The organism is Actinacidiphila alni (genome assembly GCF_900112845.1).
In the GTDB taxonomy this organism is placed as follows: domain Bacteria; phylum Actinomycetota; class Actinomycetes; order Streptomycetales; family Streptomycetaceae; genus Actinacidiphila; species Actinacidiphila alni.
The window spans coordinates 18,964-37,932 of the sequence record NZ_FONG01000016.1 but is presented as its reverse complement, the minus strand read 5'-3'; the positions used below and the strand labels follow the sequence as shown (position 1 = coordinate 37,932).

Genomic DNA, 18,969 nt, shown 5'->3' with positions numbered 1-18,969 from the left:
GGTCCCGCCCACGTGGGGCATGTCACGTGGGATGGACCGGGACGCCGCGTTCATGGGCCGGATCACCGGCCGGGGTGCGCGGTACGGCGACCGGCCCCGCGGCGTCCGGTTCCAGAGCGTCCGGCATTCCCTGCAGGGCCAGGACGCGTTCCTCGCGCCGTGCCTCGTCGGCGGTGTACTCGATCCGCTTCGTCGCGACCCGCAGGATCGGCGGCGCCATCAGCGGGGTGAGGATCGCGATCAGCACGATGATGCTGTACATCGCGGTGTTCAGCAGGCCGAGCCGTACGCCCACCACCGCGATGATCACCTGGATCACACCGCGCGCGTTGATCCCGGCGCCGAGCGCGAGCGCCTCCCAGCGCGAGAGGCGGCTGAAGACGCTGCCGATGAAGGCCCCGAGGAATTTGCTGGCCACGGCGACGAACAGCGCGCACAGTCCCCACAGCGCGGTCTTCGGGTGGATCAGCGCGGTGAGATCGATGCGCAGTCCGGCCAGCGCGAAGAACAGCGGGGACAGGAAGGACAGCACGGTGGCGTTCAGCGGCTCCAACTGCCGCGCCTGGGCGTCCGTCCCCTGGGCGCCGATCAGGATCCCGCACAGGAAAGCTCCGAACACCGCCTCGAAGCCCAGCGCCTGGGCGCCGGCCCCGGCCAGGACGAGCAGGATGACGGTCGCGGAGATGGTGACGCCGCGGGAGGCCGCGCGGCTCACCACGCGCAGCACCGACCGGACCAGCCACCGTCCCACCGTCAGCACGACGAGGATGACGACGGCCAGGTGCCACAGCGGGGTGGCGATCTCGTGGGCGCCGACACCGGTGGTGGCCATCGCGGTCACCACGGAGACCAGCAGCCAGCCCACCGCGTCGTCGACCGTGCCCACGACGAGGATCATCTGGCCGACGTTGCGGTGGATCAGTTTCATGTCGACCAGCACCCGGGCGATCACCGGGATCGAACTGACGCACATCGCCACACCGACGAACCAGGCGAAGACCGCGGGATCGGCGTCGGCCGGCCGCAGTTCACCGGGCAGCGCGTAACCGAGCCAGACGCCGAGCGCGAGCGGCAGCAGCAGGGCGGCGGAGCTGACGCCCGCCGCCTTGCCGCCGTGGGTGCGGACCACCTTCAGATCCAGATGCATGCCGGTGAAACCGACCAGCAGCAGGACGCCCAACTGCCCGACGGCGTCGAGCAGATGCATCTGGGTGGCGTCCTGCGGGAAGAGCCAGCCGGACAGGCCGGGCGCCGTGTGCAGCAGTACCGATGGTCCGAGCAGGACGCCCGCGGCCAGCTCCCCGACGATCGTCGGCAGACCGAACCGGCCCGCAAGCCGCCCGAGCACCAGCGCCAGCAGGAGCAGCGCGCCGATCTGGAGCAGGAACACCAGCAATGTGTGCTGCGGAAGCGGATCCACGGTTTCCGCGGCCATGCTGATCGGACTCATCGAAGAGCTCCTCACTGATGCACGGATTCACGGCCACACGGCGGGCGTTCGGGCGGTCAGGCCACGTACGGTCCCCCCGGCGGCGTACGGGGGCGGGGCCGGTCAGCCGTCGAAGATCGGGTGCGCGCCCCGCGGTTCCTCCTCCAGAGCGCCCAGCGAGCCGCGGAAGAAGATCAGCGGTTCCTGGTGTTCGCGGGGCACGCCGAGTTCCACGACGCGGCCGACGAAGATGGTGTGGTCGCCGCCGTCGAACTCGTTCTCCAGCCGGCAGGCCAGGAACGCCAGCGCCTCGCTCAGTACCGGCATGCCCTCGGCCGAGTGGTGGTGCGGCACGTCCTTGACGGCGGCGGTGTCCTTGCCCGCGAAGGCGCGGGCCAGCGGTTCCTGCGGTCCGGCCAGGAAGTTGACGACGAAGGAACCGGCCTCGTCGATCACCGTGCGCAGCCGCGACGCCTTGTGCAGGCAGAAGAGCACCAGCGGCGGGTCGAGCGACACCGAGGTGAACGAGTTGACCGTCGTCCCCTCGCTGCGCCCCTCCTCGCCGCTGGTGATGACGGTGACACCGGTGACGAACAGGCCGCAGACATTGCGCAGCAGCCGGCCCTCGACCGGTTCCGGCTGGTGCAGGATCTCGGCGGAGCCCTCGGACGGCGCGCTCACGGGCGGCCCTTGGCCGGTACGGCCTCGGCACCGCTGACCTCGTCGGCCTCGCCGACCTCGACGTCCACCGTCGAACCGGCCACCAGCACACTGCTCCTGGGCAGCAGCGGACCGGCCAGCGCGGTGGTGACCAGCGCCATGATCACCATCATCGTGAACATCTGGGTGTCCAGGACGCCGAGTTGGACGGCGGTGTTGAGGATGATCAGCTCGGTCAGGCCGCGGGTGTTCATCAGCAGGCCGAGCGCCCTGGACTCGCGCCAGGACATCCCGAAGATCCGGGCCGGGATCATCGCGCCGAGCAGCTTGCCGGCGCAGGCCACCACCAGGATCGCGCCCAGCTCCATGTACTGGCGGGCGTGCAGGCCGTTGATGTCGACGCCGAGGCCGGTGACGATGAAGAAGACCGGCATCAGGATCACGCAGACGTTGTCCATCGGCTTGCGCAGGTTCTCGGCGAGCTGCACCGCAGGCTCGCGCGGCATGATGAAGCCGAAGAGGAAGGCGCCGAAGATGGCGTGGATGCCGATCCAGGTGGTCGCGTAGGACGACAGGAAGGTGCCGGAGGCCAGGATCACCATCAGGTAGCGCCACTGCTGCTTGTCGCTGAAGTACCGGACGGTGAAGGCCAGCAGCGGCTTGACGGCCAGGAACATGACGGCCACGTACACCGCGCTCAGGCTGAGCACCTGGAGCAGGTCGCCGGAGCCCTTGGAGGTGACCAGCGCGGAGACGTAGGCGAGCATGCACCAGGCGAGGATGTCGTCCACGGCGGCGCTGGCCAGGGCGAGGGTGCCGACGCGGGTGTGGGTGATGCGGTTGTCGGTGAGGATCCGGGCGAGCACCGGGAAGGCGGTCACCGACATGGCCGCGCCCATGAACGTGGAGAAGGTCAGGAACGAGATGTGGTGTCCGGCCACGACCTTGTGGTGCGGGTAGAGCAGCGCCGAGACGGCGACGCCGAGGCCGAAGGCCAGCGCCACGGAGGAGATCGACACGGCCGCGGCCATCCCGCGGTGCGGGCGCAGGATCCGCTTCTCGAACTCCCAGCCGACCATGAACATGAAGAGCGCGAGACCGACGTTGGAGACCGCGGAGAGCAGCGGGCGGACGTCGGCCGGGAAGAGCTTGTGCGGCAGGTCGCCGGGCAGCAGCCCGAGCAGGCTCGGTCCGAGCGCGATACCGGCGAGGATCTCGCCGATCACCCGGGGCTGGCGGACCCGTTTGGCGAGGCTGCCGAGCAGCACCCCCACCAGCAGGACGCAGGCGATGCCCGCCAGCATGGTGGCTATTTGCAGGTCGGCATGGGGGGCGAGACTCTTCAGCGCGTAGCTGTCCATCGCGTGGCTTTCCATCGCTGTCCTCCGGGGACGGACGCACGACAGCGGGGTGGCACGCTGTCGCGCGTGCCACCCCGCCGCGGTGTGAAGGGGTTGTTCCGGGGACCGGGTGACTGTTCCCGGACCCCCTGGTGTCAGCGAATGCTCTGGGCGAACCTGAAGGCGTTGTGCGGGTCGTAGTGGTGCTTGACGTACGACAGCCGGGGGTAGTTCTCGGCGTAGTACGACTGCCGCCAGTCGGGCAGCTCCGGGTCGATGAAGTTCTGGTACGTCTCGCCGGCGGACTGCGGGTCGATGATGCCGAAGCCGTTGTCGACGAACGCCTGGCCCGCCGCCCGGCCCGCCGAGTCGGCGGCGTCCGGGGTGGCGATGTCGGTCAGGAAGTTCACCGTGAACAGCGCGTCCCGGTGCACGAAGGCGGTGTCCGTGCGCCGTAGGTCCTTCACCGCGCCGCCCAGCGGCAGCAGTTCCATCAGGTGCGCCTGGCCGGGCACCCGCAGCGTCTCGAAGAGCGCCGCGGCGTCCTCCCAGACGCTCTTGGACGGCAGCCGGTTGAAGAACCGGCTGCGCTGGAGGCCGAACGCGGAGCGCGGAATCGTTCCGCCGGGGGTGGTGTCGGCGCGGTGGCAGGCGGTGACGTCGGCCGCGCACCGGAAGAAGCCCATCATGAGCGCCTGGTAGGGCACCACGCTGGAAGGCGTCTGGGTGGCCGGGGCCCCGGTCAGCGACAGCAGCCGGGCGACCTCGGCGTCGAGTTCGGCCGGGGTGCCGGTGCCGGCCACGAAGACCATGACGTTGACCGGAGCGCCGGGAGCGGCGTCGAAGAGCTGGAGGAAGGCGCCGCCACTGATGGTGCGCGGGGCGTCCACCGACCAGCGGGCGTAGCCGTCCAGGACGTCGGCGGCCTTGTCGAAGGTCCAGGTGAGGTTGACGATCGCCAGCTGCGTGACGTCGACGGTGGTGATGTCGTACGAGGTGACGACGCCGAAGTTGCCGCCGCCGGCGCCGCGGATGCCCCAGTAGAGGTCCCGGTTCTGGGTGGGCGAGGCGGTGACGACGTCACCGTTGGCCAGCACCACCTTCGCCGAGGCGATCCGGTCCGAGCCGACGCCGTAGGGCCGGGTCAGTACGCCGAGGCCGCCGCCCTGGTAGAAGCCGCCGACGGCGACCGTGGGGCAGTAGCCGCCGATGATGGCCTTGCCGTGCGGGGCGAGGGCGGCGATGGCGTCGACGCCCTGCACACCGGTGCCGACCGTCACCTTGTTCCGGCCGACGGATATGGAGTTGAGCCTGGAGACGTCGATCACCAGGCCGGTGCTGGTCGAGTACCCGCCGCCGCTGTGCCCTCCGCTGCGCACGGCGAAGGGTATGCAGTAGTCCTGCGCGAATTTCAGGCTCCGTGCCACGTCGTTGGTGCTGACGCAGTACGCGACCGCCTGCGGGTGGATCACGTCGAACTGCTGGAGGTCGAGTTGCTTGGCCGTGGTGTAACCGGCGTCGCTCGGCAGGACGAGCTGACCCTGGAGGCTCGAACGCAGCCTGCTCCAGGGCGCGGAGCTGCCGGCGAAACCGGTGGTGGCCCCGATCCCGGACAGGGCCACCGCGGTCGCGCCCGCACCGAGGACTTTTCTGCGACTGATCATGGTGCCGTTCAACTTTCGGTCAGTTGGAGAACTTCGGGCGTCATACGAACTTTTTCCCACGCAGAGCGGACCGCAGTATTCCGCTTACCATGTCGCGACCCAGTCCGCGCATCTCGCCCGGGGCCTTGGTGTTGGCCCAGTACATGAACTTAGCCATCTGCGCGGTGGTCGGGTACACGAATTTGATTTCTGGGTCCTCCCACCCGAAAACGGGGTTGAGTTCGTCCGAAGCGCGCAGACTGTCCATGATCATGTTCGCCGCGGTGTCACCGTCGATGTCACCGGCCTCGTACTTCTCGCACGCCTCTCCCATGATCTCGACGGTCTTCTTGAAATCGGGGCTGTTCGGCCACCAAAGACCCGGGTTGGGCGTCTTTTCCAAATCGTCCAGCCATTTCACGTCGCCGGTCTCCTCGTACCGGGCGCGGGCGACGATCAGCCGGATCGCGCCGGGCGTCAGATAGGCGCCCCAGACCCGGAACACCGCGTTCCACAGCGGGAAGTGGCTGAAGGAGATGTAGGAGCTGTTCACCAGCTCGTCGTTGAAGTGCAGCAGCCCGCGCTCGACGTCCTCGACGTACTGGAAGCGCTCGTTGGCGAAGTCGTCGTCGTCCAGGGCCGGCAGCAGCCGCGAGCACAGCGCGTACACCACCTCGAAGGTGTTGGACAGGCCGCGCGAGAACAGCGGGTCGAGGAAGCCGGCCGCGTGCGACATCAGGCACCAGCGGTAGCCGATCGACTTGCTTGAGCTGTACTGCAGCCGGTCGGTCGAGACCCACTCGCGGACCCGCTTGGCGCCCTCGAACTGCCGCTTGACCGCGGGGTAGTCGTTGAGGAAGCGCTGGAACTCCTGCTCGGGAGTGATGTCCTTGGGCTTGGGATACGTCCGCTCGTCCATCGTCAGACCGACGCTGACCACCGGATTCTTGGAATCCTTGTAGTTGTTGAACGGAATGATCCAGAACCAGCCGCGCTCGATCATGTGGTGCAGCGTGCCGCCGTGCCAGGGCGCGCTCGGCGGCGGGCGCAGGCTCTCCGGGTGGTGGCTGACCTCGTCGAACGGCTTGAGGTCGATGTAGTGGGTGAACATCGAGCGCGAGTGGTGCTTGAAGCGCGCGGGCTTCTCGCGCAGGTCGAACTTCTCGGCCAGCAGGGAGCGGAAGCCGCTCGCGTCGATCAGGTAACGGGCCCGGAAGACCTCGCCGTTCTGGCCGGTGACGGTCACCCCGAAGTCGTCGAAGTCCAGTTCGGAGACCCGCCAGTTCTGCCGCGTGGTGGTGCCGTACTTGGCCGCCACGTTGAAGAAGTACAGGTCGGTGTCCTGCCGGTAGAGGTGGCCGGCCTCGGTGAGCGCCTTGGGGATGACGAACATCGTGGCGTCGCGCGGGTCGGGCTCCTCGCCCTTCTCGTGCTTGATGAAGCCGAAGCTCTGCTTCTTGCCGTGGGTCGGACCGATGTTCTTGGTCGTGGCCTTGATGTCCAGCAGGTGCTTGATCTCCGGCACGTCGAAGCGCGCGGCGATGATGTGCAGCCACTCGATGAGCTGCGGGGTCATCGACTCGCCGATCGCCATCCGCGGATGGGACGCCGCGTCCACCATGACCACGTTCTTGCCCTGCCGGGCGAGGACCGCCGCGCTCACCGAACCCGCGAGGCCCGACCCGATGATGAGGACGTCGCAGTTCTGGGGCTCGGAGGCGTTGGTCACCGGGACGGATTCCTTGGCTTTGCTGGGCACGGAGCGCCCCTCTCCCCCCGCGCGGTCGGCGCGGGGAATCGGCGGGTGTGCGGCGGAATTTCCTCAGGACTCGCTCAGGACTTCCTGGGACCTGCTCAGGCAAAAACAATCGCCGGGCCGACCTGGAACGGTCGGCCCGGCGATCAAGAAAAAGGGGTGTGGCAACCTTGCGGTGTCACGCACGGCTCGGGATATCAGCGCGGGTTGTCAGCGCAGTTCAGCACGGTGACGCGAATCGGGCATAGTACGGCTGCCAAATAAAGCGTGACACGCAGCGGCACCCGGTGTCAACCCCGGTATTGCGTACCGGAAGTGACGTGAGTGCCGCTGCGTGCCACGGCGGAATTGCGGTGACCGCCCGGAGTTTCTCCGGAAGCCACCTGCGGGAAACCTACCGGCTGGCGGCCCCGGAATCGGCGGCGGAATCGACCGCGGCCGAATCGACGGCGCCCGCGGTGGCGTCGGGAGCGGGGGCTCCCTCCTTCGCCGCGGCCTTGGCAGCGGCCTCCTCCTTGTTCGGGCCGACGATGATCAGGCAGGCGATCGCGCCGACCGCCAGTACGGCCATCGGCACCACCATGGTGGGCTTCATCGCGTCGATGAAGCCGTGGCCGAAGACCGCGGCGGCGGCGTCCTGGATGCGGTGCGCCACATCGGCCGGCACGCTCGTCGGGAACTTCATCGCGCTGCTGGACTGGCCGCCGACCTCCAGGTGCTTGCCCGCGTCATCGAAATTCCGCAGGAACTGGCCGCGGAAGTCCGCCGGTACGGCGCCGGCCCGCTGCGCCGCCTGGTCCTTGAGGGAGGAGGCGAGCTGATTCTGCAGCACCGCGCCGATCACGGCGCCGGCCATCACGGAACCGACCTGCCGCAGCGCGTTGTTCACACCGGAGGCGGCACCGGTCAGCCGCGGCGGCACATTGCGCATGACCTCGGTGGCCATCGGGGTGAAGGTGCAGCCCATGCCGGCGCCGATGATCACCACGGGGGCGATGAGCCCGGTCCAGCTCTGGCCGACCTTCACCGTCTCGATGATCCAGAAGACACCGCCGATGTACGCGATCAGACCGCCCATCAGGATGTACTTGCCGCCGAACTTCTCCGCGATCACACCGGAGGGACCCGCGGTCAGCATCGAGCCGATCGCCATCGGGACGAGCACGCCGCCGGCCTTCAGGGCGCTGAAGCCGAGCACCGACTGCAGGTAGATGGTCAGCGGCAGCAGCAGGCCGACGACGCCGAACGAGACGGCGATGCCGACGAAGTTGACCACCGAGAAGTTGCGGTCCTTGAACAGCACGAACGGGACCAGCGGTTCGTTCTCCTGCTGGCCGCGCTGGTAGACCAGGAAGATCGCGAGCACCACGACACCGGCCGCGATCGTGCCCCAGATCGCGCCGTTCCAGCTGTACTTCTGGCCCTCGATCAGGCCGAAGGCGAGCAGGAACAGGGCGATGGTGGTCAGCACCACGCCGGGGATGTCGAAGCGGTGCTTGACGGTACGGGCCGCGCTCGGCATGAACATGAACGAGGCGATGAGCGCCAGCACACCGATCGGCACGTTGACGAAGAAGATCCAGCGCCAGCTGAGCTTGGTGACCAGCAGACCGCCGAGGCTCGGACCCGCGACCGAGGCGAGACCGGCGACCGTGCCCCAGATACCGAGGGCGACACCGCGCTTCTCGTCCGGGAACACGTCCGCGATCATCGACAGGGTCTGCGGCAGCAGCAGCGCCGCGCCGAAGCCCTGCACCGCGCGGAAGGCGATGAGCTGCCACGGGTCCTGGGCCAGGCCGCAGGCCAGGCTTGCCGCGGTGAAGAGCGTGACACCGCCGATGAAGAGGTTCTTCTTGCCCATGAGGTCGCCGAGCCGGCCCGCGGTGATCATCAGGACGGCGAGCGCGAGGGTGTAGGCGTTGACGACCCACAGGATCTGGTCGAGCGAGGCGTCGATGCTGTCGACCATGTCGGGGATCGCGATGTTCACGATCGTCAGGTCGAGCAGGGTCATGAAGAACCCGAAGGACAGGATCGTCAGGATGACCCAGGGATTACCACGCCATTTGTTCACGGTTCTTCCTCCTTGCCGCGCGAGTCGGGCCGCACGGCGTTGCACGACCCACAGCCCCTTGCCCCCAAGAGGGGTGCGAGGGGCGCGGGTGTGACATCGCGGCGGCGGCCGGGCCGGGCCGAGACCCAACCGTCACCAAGGAGGGGCATGGTTCAGTCCGCGGCGGGCACCAGGCGCTCGCGCAGGAACTCCACCACTCGCTCGCGTGCCGCCAGCGCCGGGTGGCCCGGGGTGTCGCGCATCTCTTCGGTCAGTACGGGATGGGCGCCCTTGGAGAAGCCGCCCGCGTTGCCCTTGGACGAGTCCAGCTCGATCACCTCGAAGGCGTCGCCGAGGCTGCGCCGCAGGGTGTCGAACCTGGCCCGCGGGGACGCGGCGTCCTCGCTGAAGCGCATGCCGAGCACGCACAGCCCGGCGGATTTCGTACGGCTCACCACGCCGTCCAGTTCGCCCTGCGACATGCCGGGGTCGGCGCGCCGCCTGGCGCTCACCGGGAAGGGCACCGCGGGCTGGGCGACGACCGGTGCGAGCACCACGTCCTCGCCCGCCGCGGCCAGCGCGAAGCCGCCGGTGAAGCACATGCCGACGATGCCGACGCCGGGGCCCTCGGTGCGGGCCGCGAGATCGCGGACCAGCGCCCTGAGGTAGTCCGCGACCGGGCGCCGCGCGTCGAGCGCGAAGGCCCGGAATTCGGCGGACACGCACAGCTTGGCGACGATCGACAGCGTGTAGGGAGTGGAGTTCTTCTTGCCCGGCGTCCCGAACAGCGAGGGCATCGCCACGGTGAACCCCTGGTCGACCAGGTGGTCGGCCAGGCCCAGCACCTCGGGCGTCATGCCCGGGATCTCCGGGACGAGCACCACACCGGGACCGGTGCCCTTCTCGTACACGTCGTGGGTGAGCCCGGCCCCGGTGAACGGGGTCGCGCGCCAGCCGGTGAGATCGGAGGTGGGTGCCGTACCGGTCACGGGAGGTTCTCCTAGAGGCGTCGTCAGCGCTGTCCCTGCCGTGTCCTGACGGCGAGGATGGCGAAGGTGGTGATGCTCGCGATCAGGTCGATGTGGTCGAGCGCGTGCGGCGACCCGTTCGCCCTGCGGATCTTCTTGGTGACGGTGAGGAAGTTGGCGGCCAGCGTAGCGACAGTGATCGCCGTCCGCAGCGTGCTCGGTTCCTTCGCGGCCGTCGGCTCGGACACAGTGCTCACGGTACGGGGCCTTCCTGGTGGTCGGGCGGCTGCGGGGGCCGCTCCGCGACGGGCGGCCCCCGCACTGGTCACATGGTGTCGGGCAGCATGTCCTTCGGCGTGAACCTGACCACCGGGAGCAGCCGGCTCGCGCGGTTCTGGAACTCGTTGATGAAGGGCAGCACTTCGCTGTACTTCGCCCAGATCCGGTCCCGCTCGGGGCCCGACATGGTCTCCGCGAGGGCGACGATCTTCTCCCGGCCGATGTTGATGGTCACCTCGGGCGTCGCCTTCAGGTTGAGGTACCACGCCGGGTGCAGGCCCTTGGGGCCGCCGGGGATGTCGAAGTGGCCGGGCACGGCGACGGCGTAGAAGAAGCCGCGCTCGTAGATGTAACCGATCGGCACCACGCGCTCCTTGCCGCTCTTGCGGCCCAGCGTGTGCAGCAGCAGCGCGTCGAGCTTGCCCATCTTGCCGCCGATGCGGCCCTGGGACCGCTCGTACAGCCAGATGTGCACGTTCAGCGCGCCCTTGCTCAGCTTCTTCTGCACCTTCTTCGGCGGCTTGGAGTAGATGTAGACGTTGACGCGCATGAAGGCCCGGGTGATCGGGCCCGCGTCCAGGCCCTGGTCCGGGCGCGTGGTCCGGAAGGAGGACAGCGCCTCGGTCTGCTGGATCACCGAGGTGTCGCCCATCGGCTCGGCCATGGAATCCGGCATGTCCGCCGTGGACTTCGGCGTGGTCTGCATGAGTGGTGCCCTTTCCCGAGAGGTGTGGTGCGTATCGGCAGCAGGGATTTTCAAGGGAGTCGCAAGGAAGTCCCGGAGGACCCTCGGGACCTCAGAGGACCTTGCGGCCCTTGACGCCGGCCCGGACGGTGCCGGACAGCAGGGCGGAGCCGAGGTCCCGCATCTGCGGCGGGGCCTTGCGGACGGCCCAGTACATGAACTTCGCCATCTCCGCCGTGGTCGGCGCGATCAGCCGGTTGTCCTCGTCGCCGCGCCAGCCGAACACCGGGTTGAGCAGTTCGCAGCGGCCGAGCTTGTCGAAGATGATGTCCGCGGCCCGGTCGCCGTCGATCAGGCCGGCCTCGTACTTCTCGCACGTCTCGGCGGTGAGGTCGACGATCTCCCGGACGGCCGGCTCCGGCCACCACAGCCCCGGGTACGGCGCGTTCTCCAGCTCGTCGAGATCCGCCGGATCGCCGCTGAGCTGGTAGTTGATCCGCGCCCGCGCCAGCCGCATCACCCCGGGGGTGGCGAAGCCGGCCCACACCCGGAAGACCGCGTTCCACAGCCGGAAGTGGCTGAAGGAGATGTAGGAGCTGTTGACGATCTCGTCGTTGTAGTGGAGCAGGCCGCGCTCCAACCGGTCGATGTACTCGAAGCGTTCGACCGCGAAGTCGTCCTCGTCCAGGGCCGGCAGCAGCCGCGTCATCAGCGAGAAGACGACCTCGAAGGTGTTGGACAGGCCGCGCGAGAACAGCGGGTCGAGGAAGCCGGCCGCGTGCGACATCAGGCACCAGCGCTCGCCGACCGACCGGTTCGAGCTGTACTGCAGCCGGTCGGTGGAGACCCATTCGCGCACCCGCCGCGCCCCCTGGAACTGCCGCTTCACCGCCGGGTAGCGGTCGAGGAAGCGGGCGAACTCCTGCTCGGGGCTGATGTCGCGGGGCCGCGGATAGACCCGCTCGTCCATCGTCAGGCCGACGCTGGTCACCGGATTGAGCGAGCCACGCCGGTTGTTGAACGGGATGATCCAGAACCAGCCGCGCTCGATCAGGTGGTGCAGGGTGCCGCCGCTCCACGGTGCGTGCTTGGGCGGGCGCAGGCTCTCCGGGTGGTGGCTGACCTCGTCGAACGGCGTGACGCCGATGTAGTGCGTGAACAGCGACCGCGAGTGGTGCTTGAAGCGGGCGGGCTGCTCGCGCAGGCCCAGCTTGTCGGCGAGCAGCGACCGGTGGCCGCTGCCGTCGATCAGGTAGCGGGCGCGGAAGACCTCGCCGTTCTGGCCGGTGACGGTCACCCCGTCGTCGTCGAACTCCAGGTCGGACAGCCGCCAGTTCTGCCGGGTCCTGGCGCCGTACTTGGCGGCCACCCGGAAGAAGTAGGCGTCGGTGTCCTGCCGGTACAGATGGCTGGACTGGGTCAGCGCCTTCGGGATGGCGAACATCGTGGTCTCGCGCGGGTCCGGCTCCTGGCCGGACTCGTGCCGGACGAAGCCGAAGCTCTGCTTCCTGCCGTGCACCGGGCCGAGGTGCCGCGCCACCGACCGGTGGTCCAGCAGATGGCGCAGCTCGGGCAGGTCGAAGCGGACCGCGAGGATGTGCAGCCACTCGGTGACCTGCGGGGTCATCGACTCGCCTATCGCCATCCGCGGATGCGCCCCGGAGTCGACCAGCACCACGCTCTTGCCCTGCCGGGCGAGGATCGCCGCGCTCACCGAACCGGCGAGCCCGGACCCGACGATGAGCACGTCGCAGGTGTGCTCCGCGTCGGGCACGGGACCGGCCGGCCGGGTCGTGACGGGCACCGGAGCCGGTGCCCGTACGGGCGCGGGTTCCTTTACGGAAGCGGGCTCCTTTACGGGTACGGCCGCCTCTACGGGTACGGCCGCGGGGGCCTGTGCCGCGGCGGGGGCCGCCGGCTCGCCGTACCAGCGCCGCAGCGCCGGGACCGGGTCGAGCGCGCGGGGCGTGGCCCAGGCGATGTGGCCGTCGGGCCGCAGCAGGACGGTCTTCTGCCCGTCGAGCGGCGATCCGGGCGCGGCCAGCCGTGCCGGGACGACGTCGATCCGGTCCGCCCAGCCGGCCGCGGCCTTGGTGACCTTGCCGCGCCGCTTGGGGTCCCCGGACAGGTCGAGCAGCACCCCGCGCCCGGGCCGCAGCAGCTCGGTGGTGCTCGTCGGCCCGTCCGCGGTCACCAGCTCGACGTGCGGGACCCGGCGGCCGGTCAGCTCACCGTCCGAACCGGGATCGGTGTCCTCGCCGAGGTCGCCGTAGCGGATGTCGAGGCCGCTGATCATGCCCGCGAGGTGGCCGCGCACCACCGAGGTGGCGGTGAGCAGTTCACCGGTCGCGGCGCGCACCGCCTCCGTCTCCGGCGGACCGAAGAGGATCACCGTCTGCGCCTCGATGTTGGACAGCACCCGGCGCCCGACCGCGTGCCGTTCGGTGTGGTACGAGTCCAGCAGCCCGGCGGGCGCGCGCCCGGTGACCTCGGCGGCGAGCTTCCAGCCGAGGTTGGCCGCGTCCTGGAGCCCCAGGTTGAGCGCCTGGCCGCCGACCGGCATCTGCCGGTGCGCGGCGTCCCCTGCCAGCAGCACCCGGCCGCGGCGGTACTCGGCCGCCTGCCGGGTGGTGTTGCCGAAGGCGTTCAGCCAGGTCGGGGTGCCACCGGTGATGTCCTCACCGGTGACCCTGGCCCAGACCGCGGCGATCTCGGCGTACTCGGGCTCCGCGGTCCGCGGCCGTACGTCGCGGCCGAATTCGTGCACCATCACCCGGGTCACGCCGTTGCGGGTGGCGGCGATCGCCACGCCGTTCGGCAGCCGCTGGAAACGGCGGTTGGGGATGTCGAGCCCCAGCACGTCGCAGCGCAGCAGCTCCTTGGTGGCGTCGGAACCGGGGAAGCCGAAGCCGCCGAGCCGCCGCACGGCCGACTCCTCGCCGTCGCAGCCGACCAGCCAGCCGGCCGTGAGCCGGGTGACGCCGTCCGGCGTGGCGACCTCGACCTCCACACCTTCGTCACCCGCGGCGCCGCCCGTGGTCAGGCCGAGCAGTTCGTGCTCGCGCCTGATCACCGCGCCGAGGCCGCCGGCCCACTGCGCGAGGAGTTCCTCGACCCTGGCCTGCGGGACCTTCCACTGGCCGGGATAGCGGGTGGTCGGCTCGCTCAGGTCGAGCGGCAGCCCCCCGAAGTGGCCCATCGGCTCGTTGGGCGGTGTGCCCAGCGTCTCCAGCAGGCCGCGCTGGTCGAAGAGTTCCATGGTGCGGGCGTGCAGGGTGGACGCCCGGGACTCGGTGGTCGGCGCGGCGAGCCGCTCCAGCACCGTCACCCGGGCGCCGCCCAGCCGGAGTTCACCGGCCAGCATCAGGCCGACCGGCCCCGCGCCGACAATGATGACGTCAGTGGTCATTTCAGCGCCGGCCCTCGGCGTAGTCCTTGGCGTGGCCCAGGGTGGCCCGGCTGTTGGTGCTCAGCGCGTTCTGCACGAAGGTGCGCGCCTGCGCGATCCCGGCCTCCGGGCCGAGGATCTTGGTGATGTTCTCGGTGTTGATGACCACGGTGTGCTGCGAGGTGGCGGCGACGCCGTCGCCCTCCTCCTCGAACAGCCAGTAGCCGGTGTGCAGGGTCATCAGCGCGGGCACGGTGATCTGCTTGTAGACGATCCTGCTGTGCGGGAAGGTCACGCGCACCGACTTGGTGGTGTGCGAGGAGCCGTCCTTGGTGAGGGTGTCCATCTCCAGGATCTGCAGCCCCGGCGTCTCCTCCTCCAGCGAGACCCGCGCCACGTGCGGCAGCCGCTCCTTCCACAGCTGGGCCTCGTTGATGAAGTCGTAGACGTCCTTGGCCGAACCGTCGATGTGGACGGTGTCGGAGAAGGACAGCAGCAGTTCGTCGGAGGACCCGACGACCAGCTCCACGTTCTTCTTCAGCGCGGCCAGCTCGGAGCGGCTGTTGCGGTCCACGGCCTCGTCGATCCAGGCCAGATCCTCGGGCTTGTCGTCGATGGCCCGGTAGTCGTGCAGCAGCCGCACCCGGGACTCGTTGTCCGAGATCGGCTCGATCACCCAGGTGCCGCCCATCGCCGCGACCGGCGGCGCGGAGACCTCCTGGCGGAATTCGATCCGCAGCGCGTCCGGGTCGAGGACCCGGCGCGAGGTCCAGTTCTTGGCCGCGCCGTTGGCGGTCGCCCAGATCCGGATCCGCTCCTCGTTGTCGGAGCGCTCCACATGGTCGACGAAAACGGTCGGCGGGAAGATCCGCGGCCAGTTCTCCACCTCGGCGATCAGCCGGTAGACCGCGGCGGCCGGGGCGTTCATCGTGATCTCGTGCTCCACCTCGCGGTGGCCCATCTGCGTCATTGTCGTTCCCCTCACGCGAGTCGGACGTCGTACGGGAGCAGAAGCCGCAGCGATGACCGCGGCGGATCAGAAGTTGCCGAGGCCGCCGCAGACGTTGATGGCCTGCGCGGTGATCGACGCCGCGGTGTCGGTGGCCAGGTAGCCGACCAGGCCGGCCACCTCCTCCGGGGTGGAGTAGCGGCCGAGCGGGATCTTGGACTGGAACTTCTCCAGGATCGCGTCCTCGCTGGTGGAGTAGGCCGCCGCGTAGCCCTGCCGGACCCGCGCCGCCATCGGCGTCTCGACGTATCCCGGGCAGACCGCGTTGACGGTGATGCCGGTCGGCGCCAGCTCGTTGCCGAGCGCCTTGGTGAAGCCCACGACGCCGTGCTTGGACGCGGAGTACGGGGCGCCGAGCACGACGCCCTGCTTGCCCGCGGTGGACGCGATGTTGATGATCCGGCCGCGGTCGCGGTAGCGCATGCCGCCGGTGTTGAGCACCTCGCGGGTCATCAGGAAGACGCTGTTGAGGTTGGTGTTGACGACGTCGAACCACAGCTCGTCGTCGATGTCGGCGGTCACTCCCCCGCCGCTGCGGCCCGCGTTGTTGACCAGGACGTCGACCGGCCCGTAGCGCTCGACGGCGGCGAGCACGAACGCCTTGATGTCGTCGCCGTTCTTGACGTCGCAGTCGGTGCCGTCGACGTCCAGGCCCTCGTCCCGCAGTTCCTTGACGGTTACTTCCACGCTCTCGGGCGTCCGCGCGCATATGAACACCTGGTGTCCCTGCGCGGCCAGCGCCCTGGTGACGGCGAGCCCGATTCCGCTGGTGGCCCCGGTGACGAGAGCGACCCGCTGACCCTCTGCCGACATGTGACTGCTCCTCCGACTCGGTACCGCTCGGCTGCGTATACGTACGTGCTGCGTGCTGCGTACTCGGTGCGTGCTCGTGGTCGGTGCCGCCGCCGTGTCTCGGGAACGCGGCGGCGGCACCGGGTGGGGGGAGCGTCAGGCCGCGCGTTCGGCGGCCAGCTGCTCGTTGACGACCGCGAGCAGCGCGCGCGGCGTCTCGACGACGGTGACCGAGGTGTCCTCCAGCTCGATCCCGTGCTCGCGCTCGATCCGGCTGCCGGTCTCCAGCAGCGCCAGCGAGTCGTAGCCGAGGTCCTCGAAGGTCTGGTCGAGGATGTCGCCGTCCAGGTCGATGCCCTCGGTCTCGCCCGCCGCGTCCCGCAGGATGCGCTTGAGGTCTTCGATGGTGAGTTCGGATCCGGCCATCTCGGCCCCTTCCCTGGCTGGTTGAGCCTGTTGAGGTACGGCGGTGGCGGTGCGCGTACCGCTCACTTCGCGGCCTTGCGCACGACCATCGCCGAGTTGAAGCCGCCGTAGCCCCTGGCCAGCACCAGCGCGGTGGCGACCGGCGCGGTCCTCGGCCCGTCGACCACGAGGTCGAGGTCGTACTCGGGGGCGGGGGCGACATTGGTGGTGGGCGGGATGACCCCGTCCCTGATCGACAGCAGCGCGGCGGCCGTGTCGAGCGAGGCGGCCCCGGAGTAGAGCCGCCCGGTCATCGTCTTGGGCGCGGTGACCGGGACGCCGCGCGGTCCGAAGACCGCGCCGATCGCCTCGGCCTCGGCCCGGTCGAGATCCGGCACGGCGGCCGCGTCGGCGAACACGACGTCGATGTCGGCCGCCGTCACGCCCGCGTCGGCCAGCGCCGCCTCGATGGCCCGCTTCAGGCCCGGCTCGCGCCCGCTGCCCGGCTTGGGGTCGAAGGTCGCGGCGTACCCGGCGATCTCGCCGTAGACCCGGGCGCCGCGCTCCCGCGCCGACTCGGCGTCCTCCAGGATGAGCAGCGCGCCGCCCTCGCCCGGGACGTAACCGTCGGCGTCGGCGGCGAACGGCCGGTAGGCCTTGTCCGGGTCCTCGCTGCCGGTCAGCCGGCCGGCGGCGACCTGCGCGATCCAGCCCCAGGGGCAGATCGAGCCGTCGACACCGCCGGAGACGATCAGCCGGGTGCCCTTGCGGATCTGCCGCCTGGCCTGCGCGAGGGCGTCGAGGCCGCCCGCCTGGTCGGAGACGACGACCCCGCTGGGGCCCTGCATGCCGTTGCGGATGGAGATCTGACCGGTGTTCACCGCGTAGAACCAGGCGAAGGACTGGTACGCGCTGACGTACTGGCCGCCCTTGGCCCACAGCTTCTGCAGTTCGTTCTGGCCGAATTCGAAGCCGCCGGACGAACTGGCGGTGATCACGCCCATGTCGAACTGCTGCCACTGGTCGAGCGCGACACCGGCGTCGGCCAGCGCCCAGTCGGCGGCGACCAGGGCGAGCCTGGTCATGTGGTCGGTCTGCGGGATCAGCCGGCTGGGCAGGTGGTCGGTGGCCTCGAAGCCGGGGACCTCGCCGGCCAGCTTGGCGGGGTAGCCGGTGGCGTCGAAGCGCTTGACGGGCCCGATGCCGCTCTCGCCCGCGCGGGTCGCGGCCCAGAAGGCGTCGGTGCCCAGGCCGTTGGGCGCGGTGACACCGATGCCGGTGACGACGACGGAAGTGGTCATGACGCCCTCCGCAGCACCATGGCGGACTGGAAGCCGCCGAAGCCGCTGCCGACGCTCAGCACCGCGTCGGTGGTCCACTCCCTGGCCTTGAGCGGGACGTAGTCCAGGTCGCACTGCGGGTCCGGCTCGTGCAGATTGGCCGTCGGCGGGACGAGGTTGTTCTCGATCGCCAGCGCGGACGCGGCGATCTCGATCGAGCCGATCGCGCCGAGCGAGTGCCCGACCATCGACTTGATCGAGCTCATGGGCGTCCGGTACGCGTGCTCGCCGAGCGTGCGCTTGACGGCGGCGGTCTCGTGCCGGTCGTTCTGCTTGGTGCCCGAGCCGTGCGCGTTGACGTAGTCGATCTCGTCGGGGTTCATCCGCGCCTCGTCCAGCGCCTGCCGGATGGCCTCGGCCATCTCCAGGCCCTCGGGCCGCAGTCCCGTCATGTGGAAGGCGTTGGAGCGGGTGGCGTAGCCGGCGATCTCGCAGTAGATGTGCGCGCCGCGCGCCTTGGCCGCCTCGTACTCCTCCAGCACGAACATCGCGGAACCCTCGCCGAGGACGAAGCCGTTGCGGGAGTTGTCGAACGGCCGCGAGGCGTGCTCGGGGTCGTCGTTGCGCGAGGTGGTGGCCTTGATGGCGTCGAAGCAGGCCACGGTGATCGGCGAGATCGGGGCGTCGGTGGCGCCCGCGATCATCACGTCGACACTGCCCTCGCGGATCAGCTCGGCCGCGTAACCGACCGAGTCCAGGCCCGAGGTGCAGCCGGTGGAGACCACGGTCGCCGGGCCCTCGGCCCCGGTGGACCAGGCGACCTCGCTGGCGAAGGAGCTGGGCACGAAGAAGTCGTACAGATGCGGTACCGCGTACCGGTGGTCGTTGAGGTCGAGCCGCCCGCCGTCACTGGTGACGCGGTACTCCTGGTCCAGGCCCATGGTGGCGCCGACGGCGCTGCCGACGGTCACCCCGGTGCGGTACGGATCGAGGTCGGCCGTCTCCAGTCCGCTGCCCGCGAGCGCCTCGGCGGCCGTGACCACCGCGAACTGCGCGGCCCGGTCCATCCGGCGGATCTCCTGCGGGCTCAGTCCCAGGGCCTCCGGGTCGAAGTCGACCTCGGCCGCCACGCGGGAACGGAACGGGGTGGGATCGAAAAACGTGATGCCTCTGGTCGCGGTGCGACCGTCGCTGAGCAGGCTCCAGAAGTCCTTGACGCCGACACCCCCCGGCGCCACGACCCCTATGCCGGTTATCACCACTCGCCGTCCCATGTGGACGC

General features: G+C 69.7%; 15 protein-coding genes. All 15 read right to left on the bottom strand.

Annotated elements, in window-relative coordinates:
- Positions 1-22: 22 nt before the first annotated feature.
- Positions 23-1,450 (bottom strand): cation:proton antiporter, encoded by a 1,428-nt coding sequence (locus BM076_RS24220; RefSeq protein ID WP_093715808.1) that lies wholly within the window; start codon positions 1,448-1,450, stop codon positions 23-25.
- Between the two features lie 102 nt (positions 1,451-1,552).
- Entirely contained in the window at positions 1,553-2,110 is a 558-nt protein-coding gene (locus tag BM076_RS24215) for a flavin reductase family protein (RefSeq protein WP_245796284.1), read from the bottom strand.
- A complete protein-coding gene (locus BM076_RS24210; protein ID WP_245796283.1) occupies positions 2,107-3,465 on the bottom strand; it encodes a cation:proton antiporter domain-containing protein in 1,359 nt (452 codons plus the stop codon). Before BM076_RS24210 ends, BM076_RS24215 begins: the two co-directional genes overlap by 4 nt.
- Positions 3,466-3,584: 119 nt before the next feature.
- Entirely contained in the window at positions 3,585-5,093 is a 1,509-nt protein-coding gene (locus BM076_RS24205) for an FAD-binding oxidoreductase (RefSeq protein WP_143120631.1), read from the bottom strand.
- A gap of 40 nt (positions 5,094-5,133) precedes the next feature.
- Positions 5,134-6,831, bottom strand: coding sequence for an NAD(P)/FAD-dependent oxidoreductase (locus BM076_RS24200; RefSeq protein WP_177246586.1), 1,698 nt, complete (start codon positions 6,829-6,831; stop codon positions 5,134-5,136).
- A 391-nt stretch (positions 6,832-7,222) separates the two neighbouring features.
- Complete coding sequence (locus tag BM076_RS24195; protein WP_245796281.1) at positions 7,223-8,902, bottom strand: MFS transporter; 1,680 nt, start codon at positions 8,900-8,902, stop codon at positions 7,223-7,225.
- Positions 8,903-9,054: 152 nt separating this feature from the next.
- A complete protein-coding gene (locus tag BM076_RS24190; RefSeq protein ID WP_093715804.1) occupies positions 9,055-9,870 on the bottom strand; it encodes a dienelactone hydrolase family protein in 816 nt (271 codons plus the stop codon).
- Positions 9,871-9,893: 23 nt separating this feature from the next.
- The gene (locus tag BM076_RS24185; RefSeq protein WP_143120630.1) at positions 9,894-10,106 is read right to left on the bottom strand and encodes a hypothetical protein; all 213 of its coding nucleotides are present in this window, start codon (positions 10,104-10,106) and stop codon (positions 9,894-9,896) included.
- A 68-nt stretch (positions 10,107-10,174) separates the two neighbouring features.
- On the bottom strand, positions 10,175-10,834 hold the full coding sequence (locus BM076_RS24180) for a nitroreductase/quinone reductase family protein (RefSeq protein ID WP_093715802.1): 660 nt from the start codon (positions 10,832-10,834) through the stop codon (positions 10,175-10,177).
- 91 nt (positions 10,835-10,925) lie between these two features.
- On the bottom strand, positions 10,926-14,222 hold the full coding sequence (locus BM076_RS37665; protein ID WP_245796280.1) for an FAD-dependent monooxygenase: 3,297 nt from the start codon (positions 14,220-14,222) through the stop codon (positions 10,926-10,928).
- 1 nt (position 14,223) lies between these two features.
- Positions 14,224-15,171 carry an aromatase/cyclase gene (locus BM076_RS24165; protein WP_093715801.1) on the bottom strand — a complete coding sequence of 316 codons (948 nt, stop codon included), beginning with the start codon at positions 15,169-15,171 and terminating at the stop codon, positions 14,224-14,226.
- A gap of 66 nt (positions 15,172-15,237) precedes the next feature.
- Positions 15,238-16,023, bottom strand: a complete 786-nt coding sequence (gene fabG / locus BM076_RS24160; RefSeq protein ID WP_093715800.1) for a 3-oxoacyl-ACP reductase FabG — start codon at positions 16,021-16,023, stop codon at positions 15,238-15,240.
- A gap of 135 nt (positions 16,024-16,158) precedes the next feature.
- Complete coding sequence (locus tag BM076_RS24155) at positions 16,159-16,428, bottom strand: acyl carrier protein (protein WP_093715799.1); 270 nt, start codon at positions 16,426-16,428, stop codon at positions 16,159-16,161.
- 62 nt (positions 16,429-16,490) lie between these two features.
- On the bottom strand, positions 16,491-17,708 hold the full coding sequence (locus tag BM076_RS24150) for a ketosynthase chain-length factor (RefSeq protein ID WP_093715798.1): 1,218 nt from the start codon (positions 17,706-17,708) through the stop codon (positions 16,491-16,493).
- Positions 17,705-18,961: a beta-ketoacyl-[acyl-carrier-protein] synthase family protein gene (locus BM076_RS24145; protein WP_093715797.1), complete on the bottom strand. Its 1,257-nt coding sequence runs from the start codon at positions 18,959-18,961 to the stop codon at positions 17,705-17,707. Before BM076_RS24145 ends, BM076_RS24150 begins: the two co-directional genes overlap by 4 nt.
- Between the last annotated feature and the right edge of the window lie 8 nt (positions 18,962-18,969).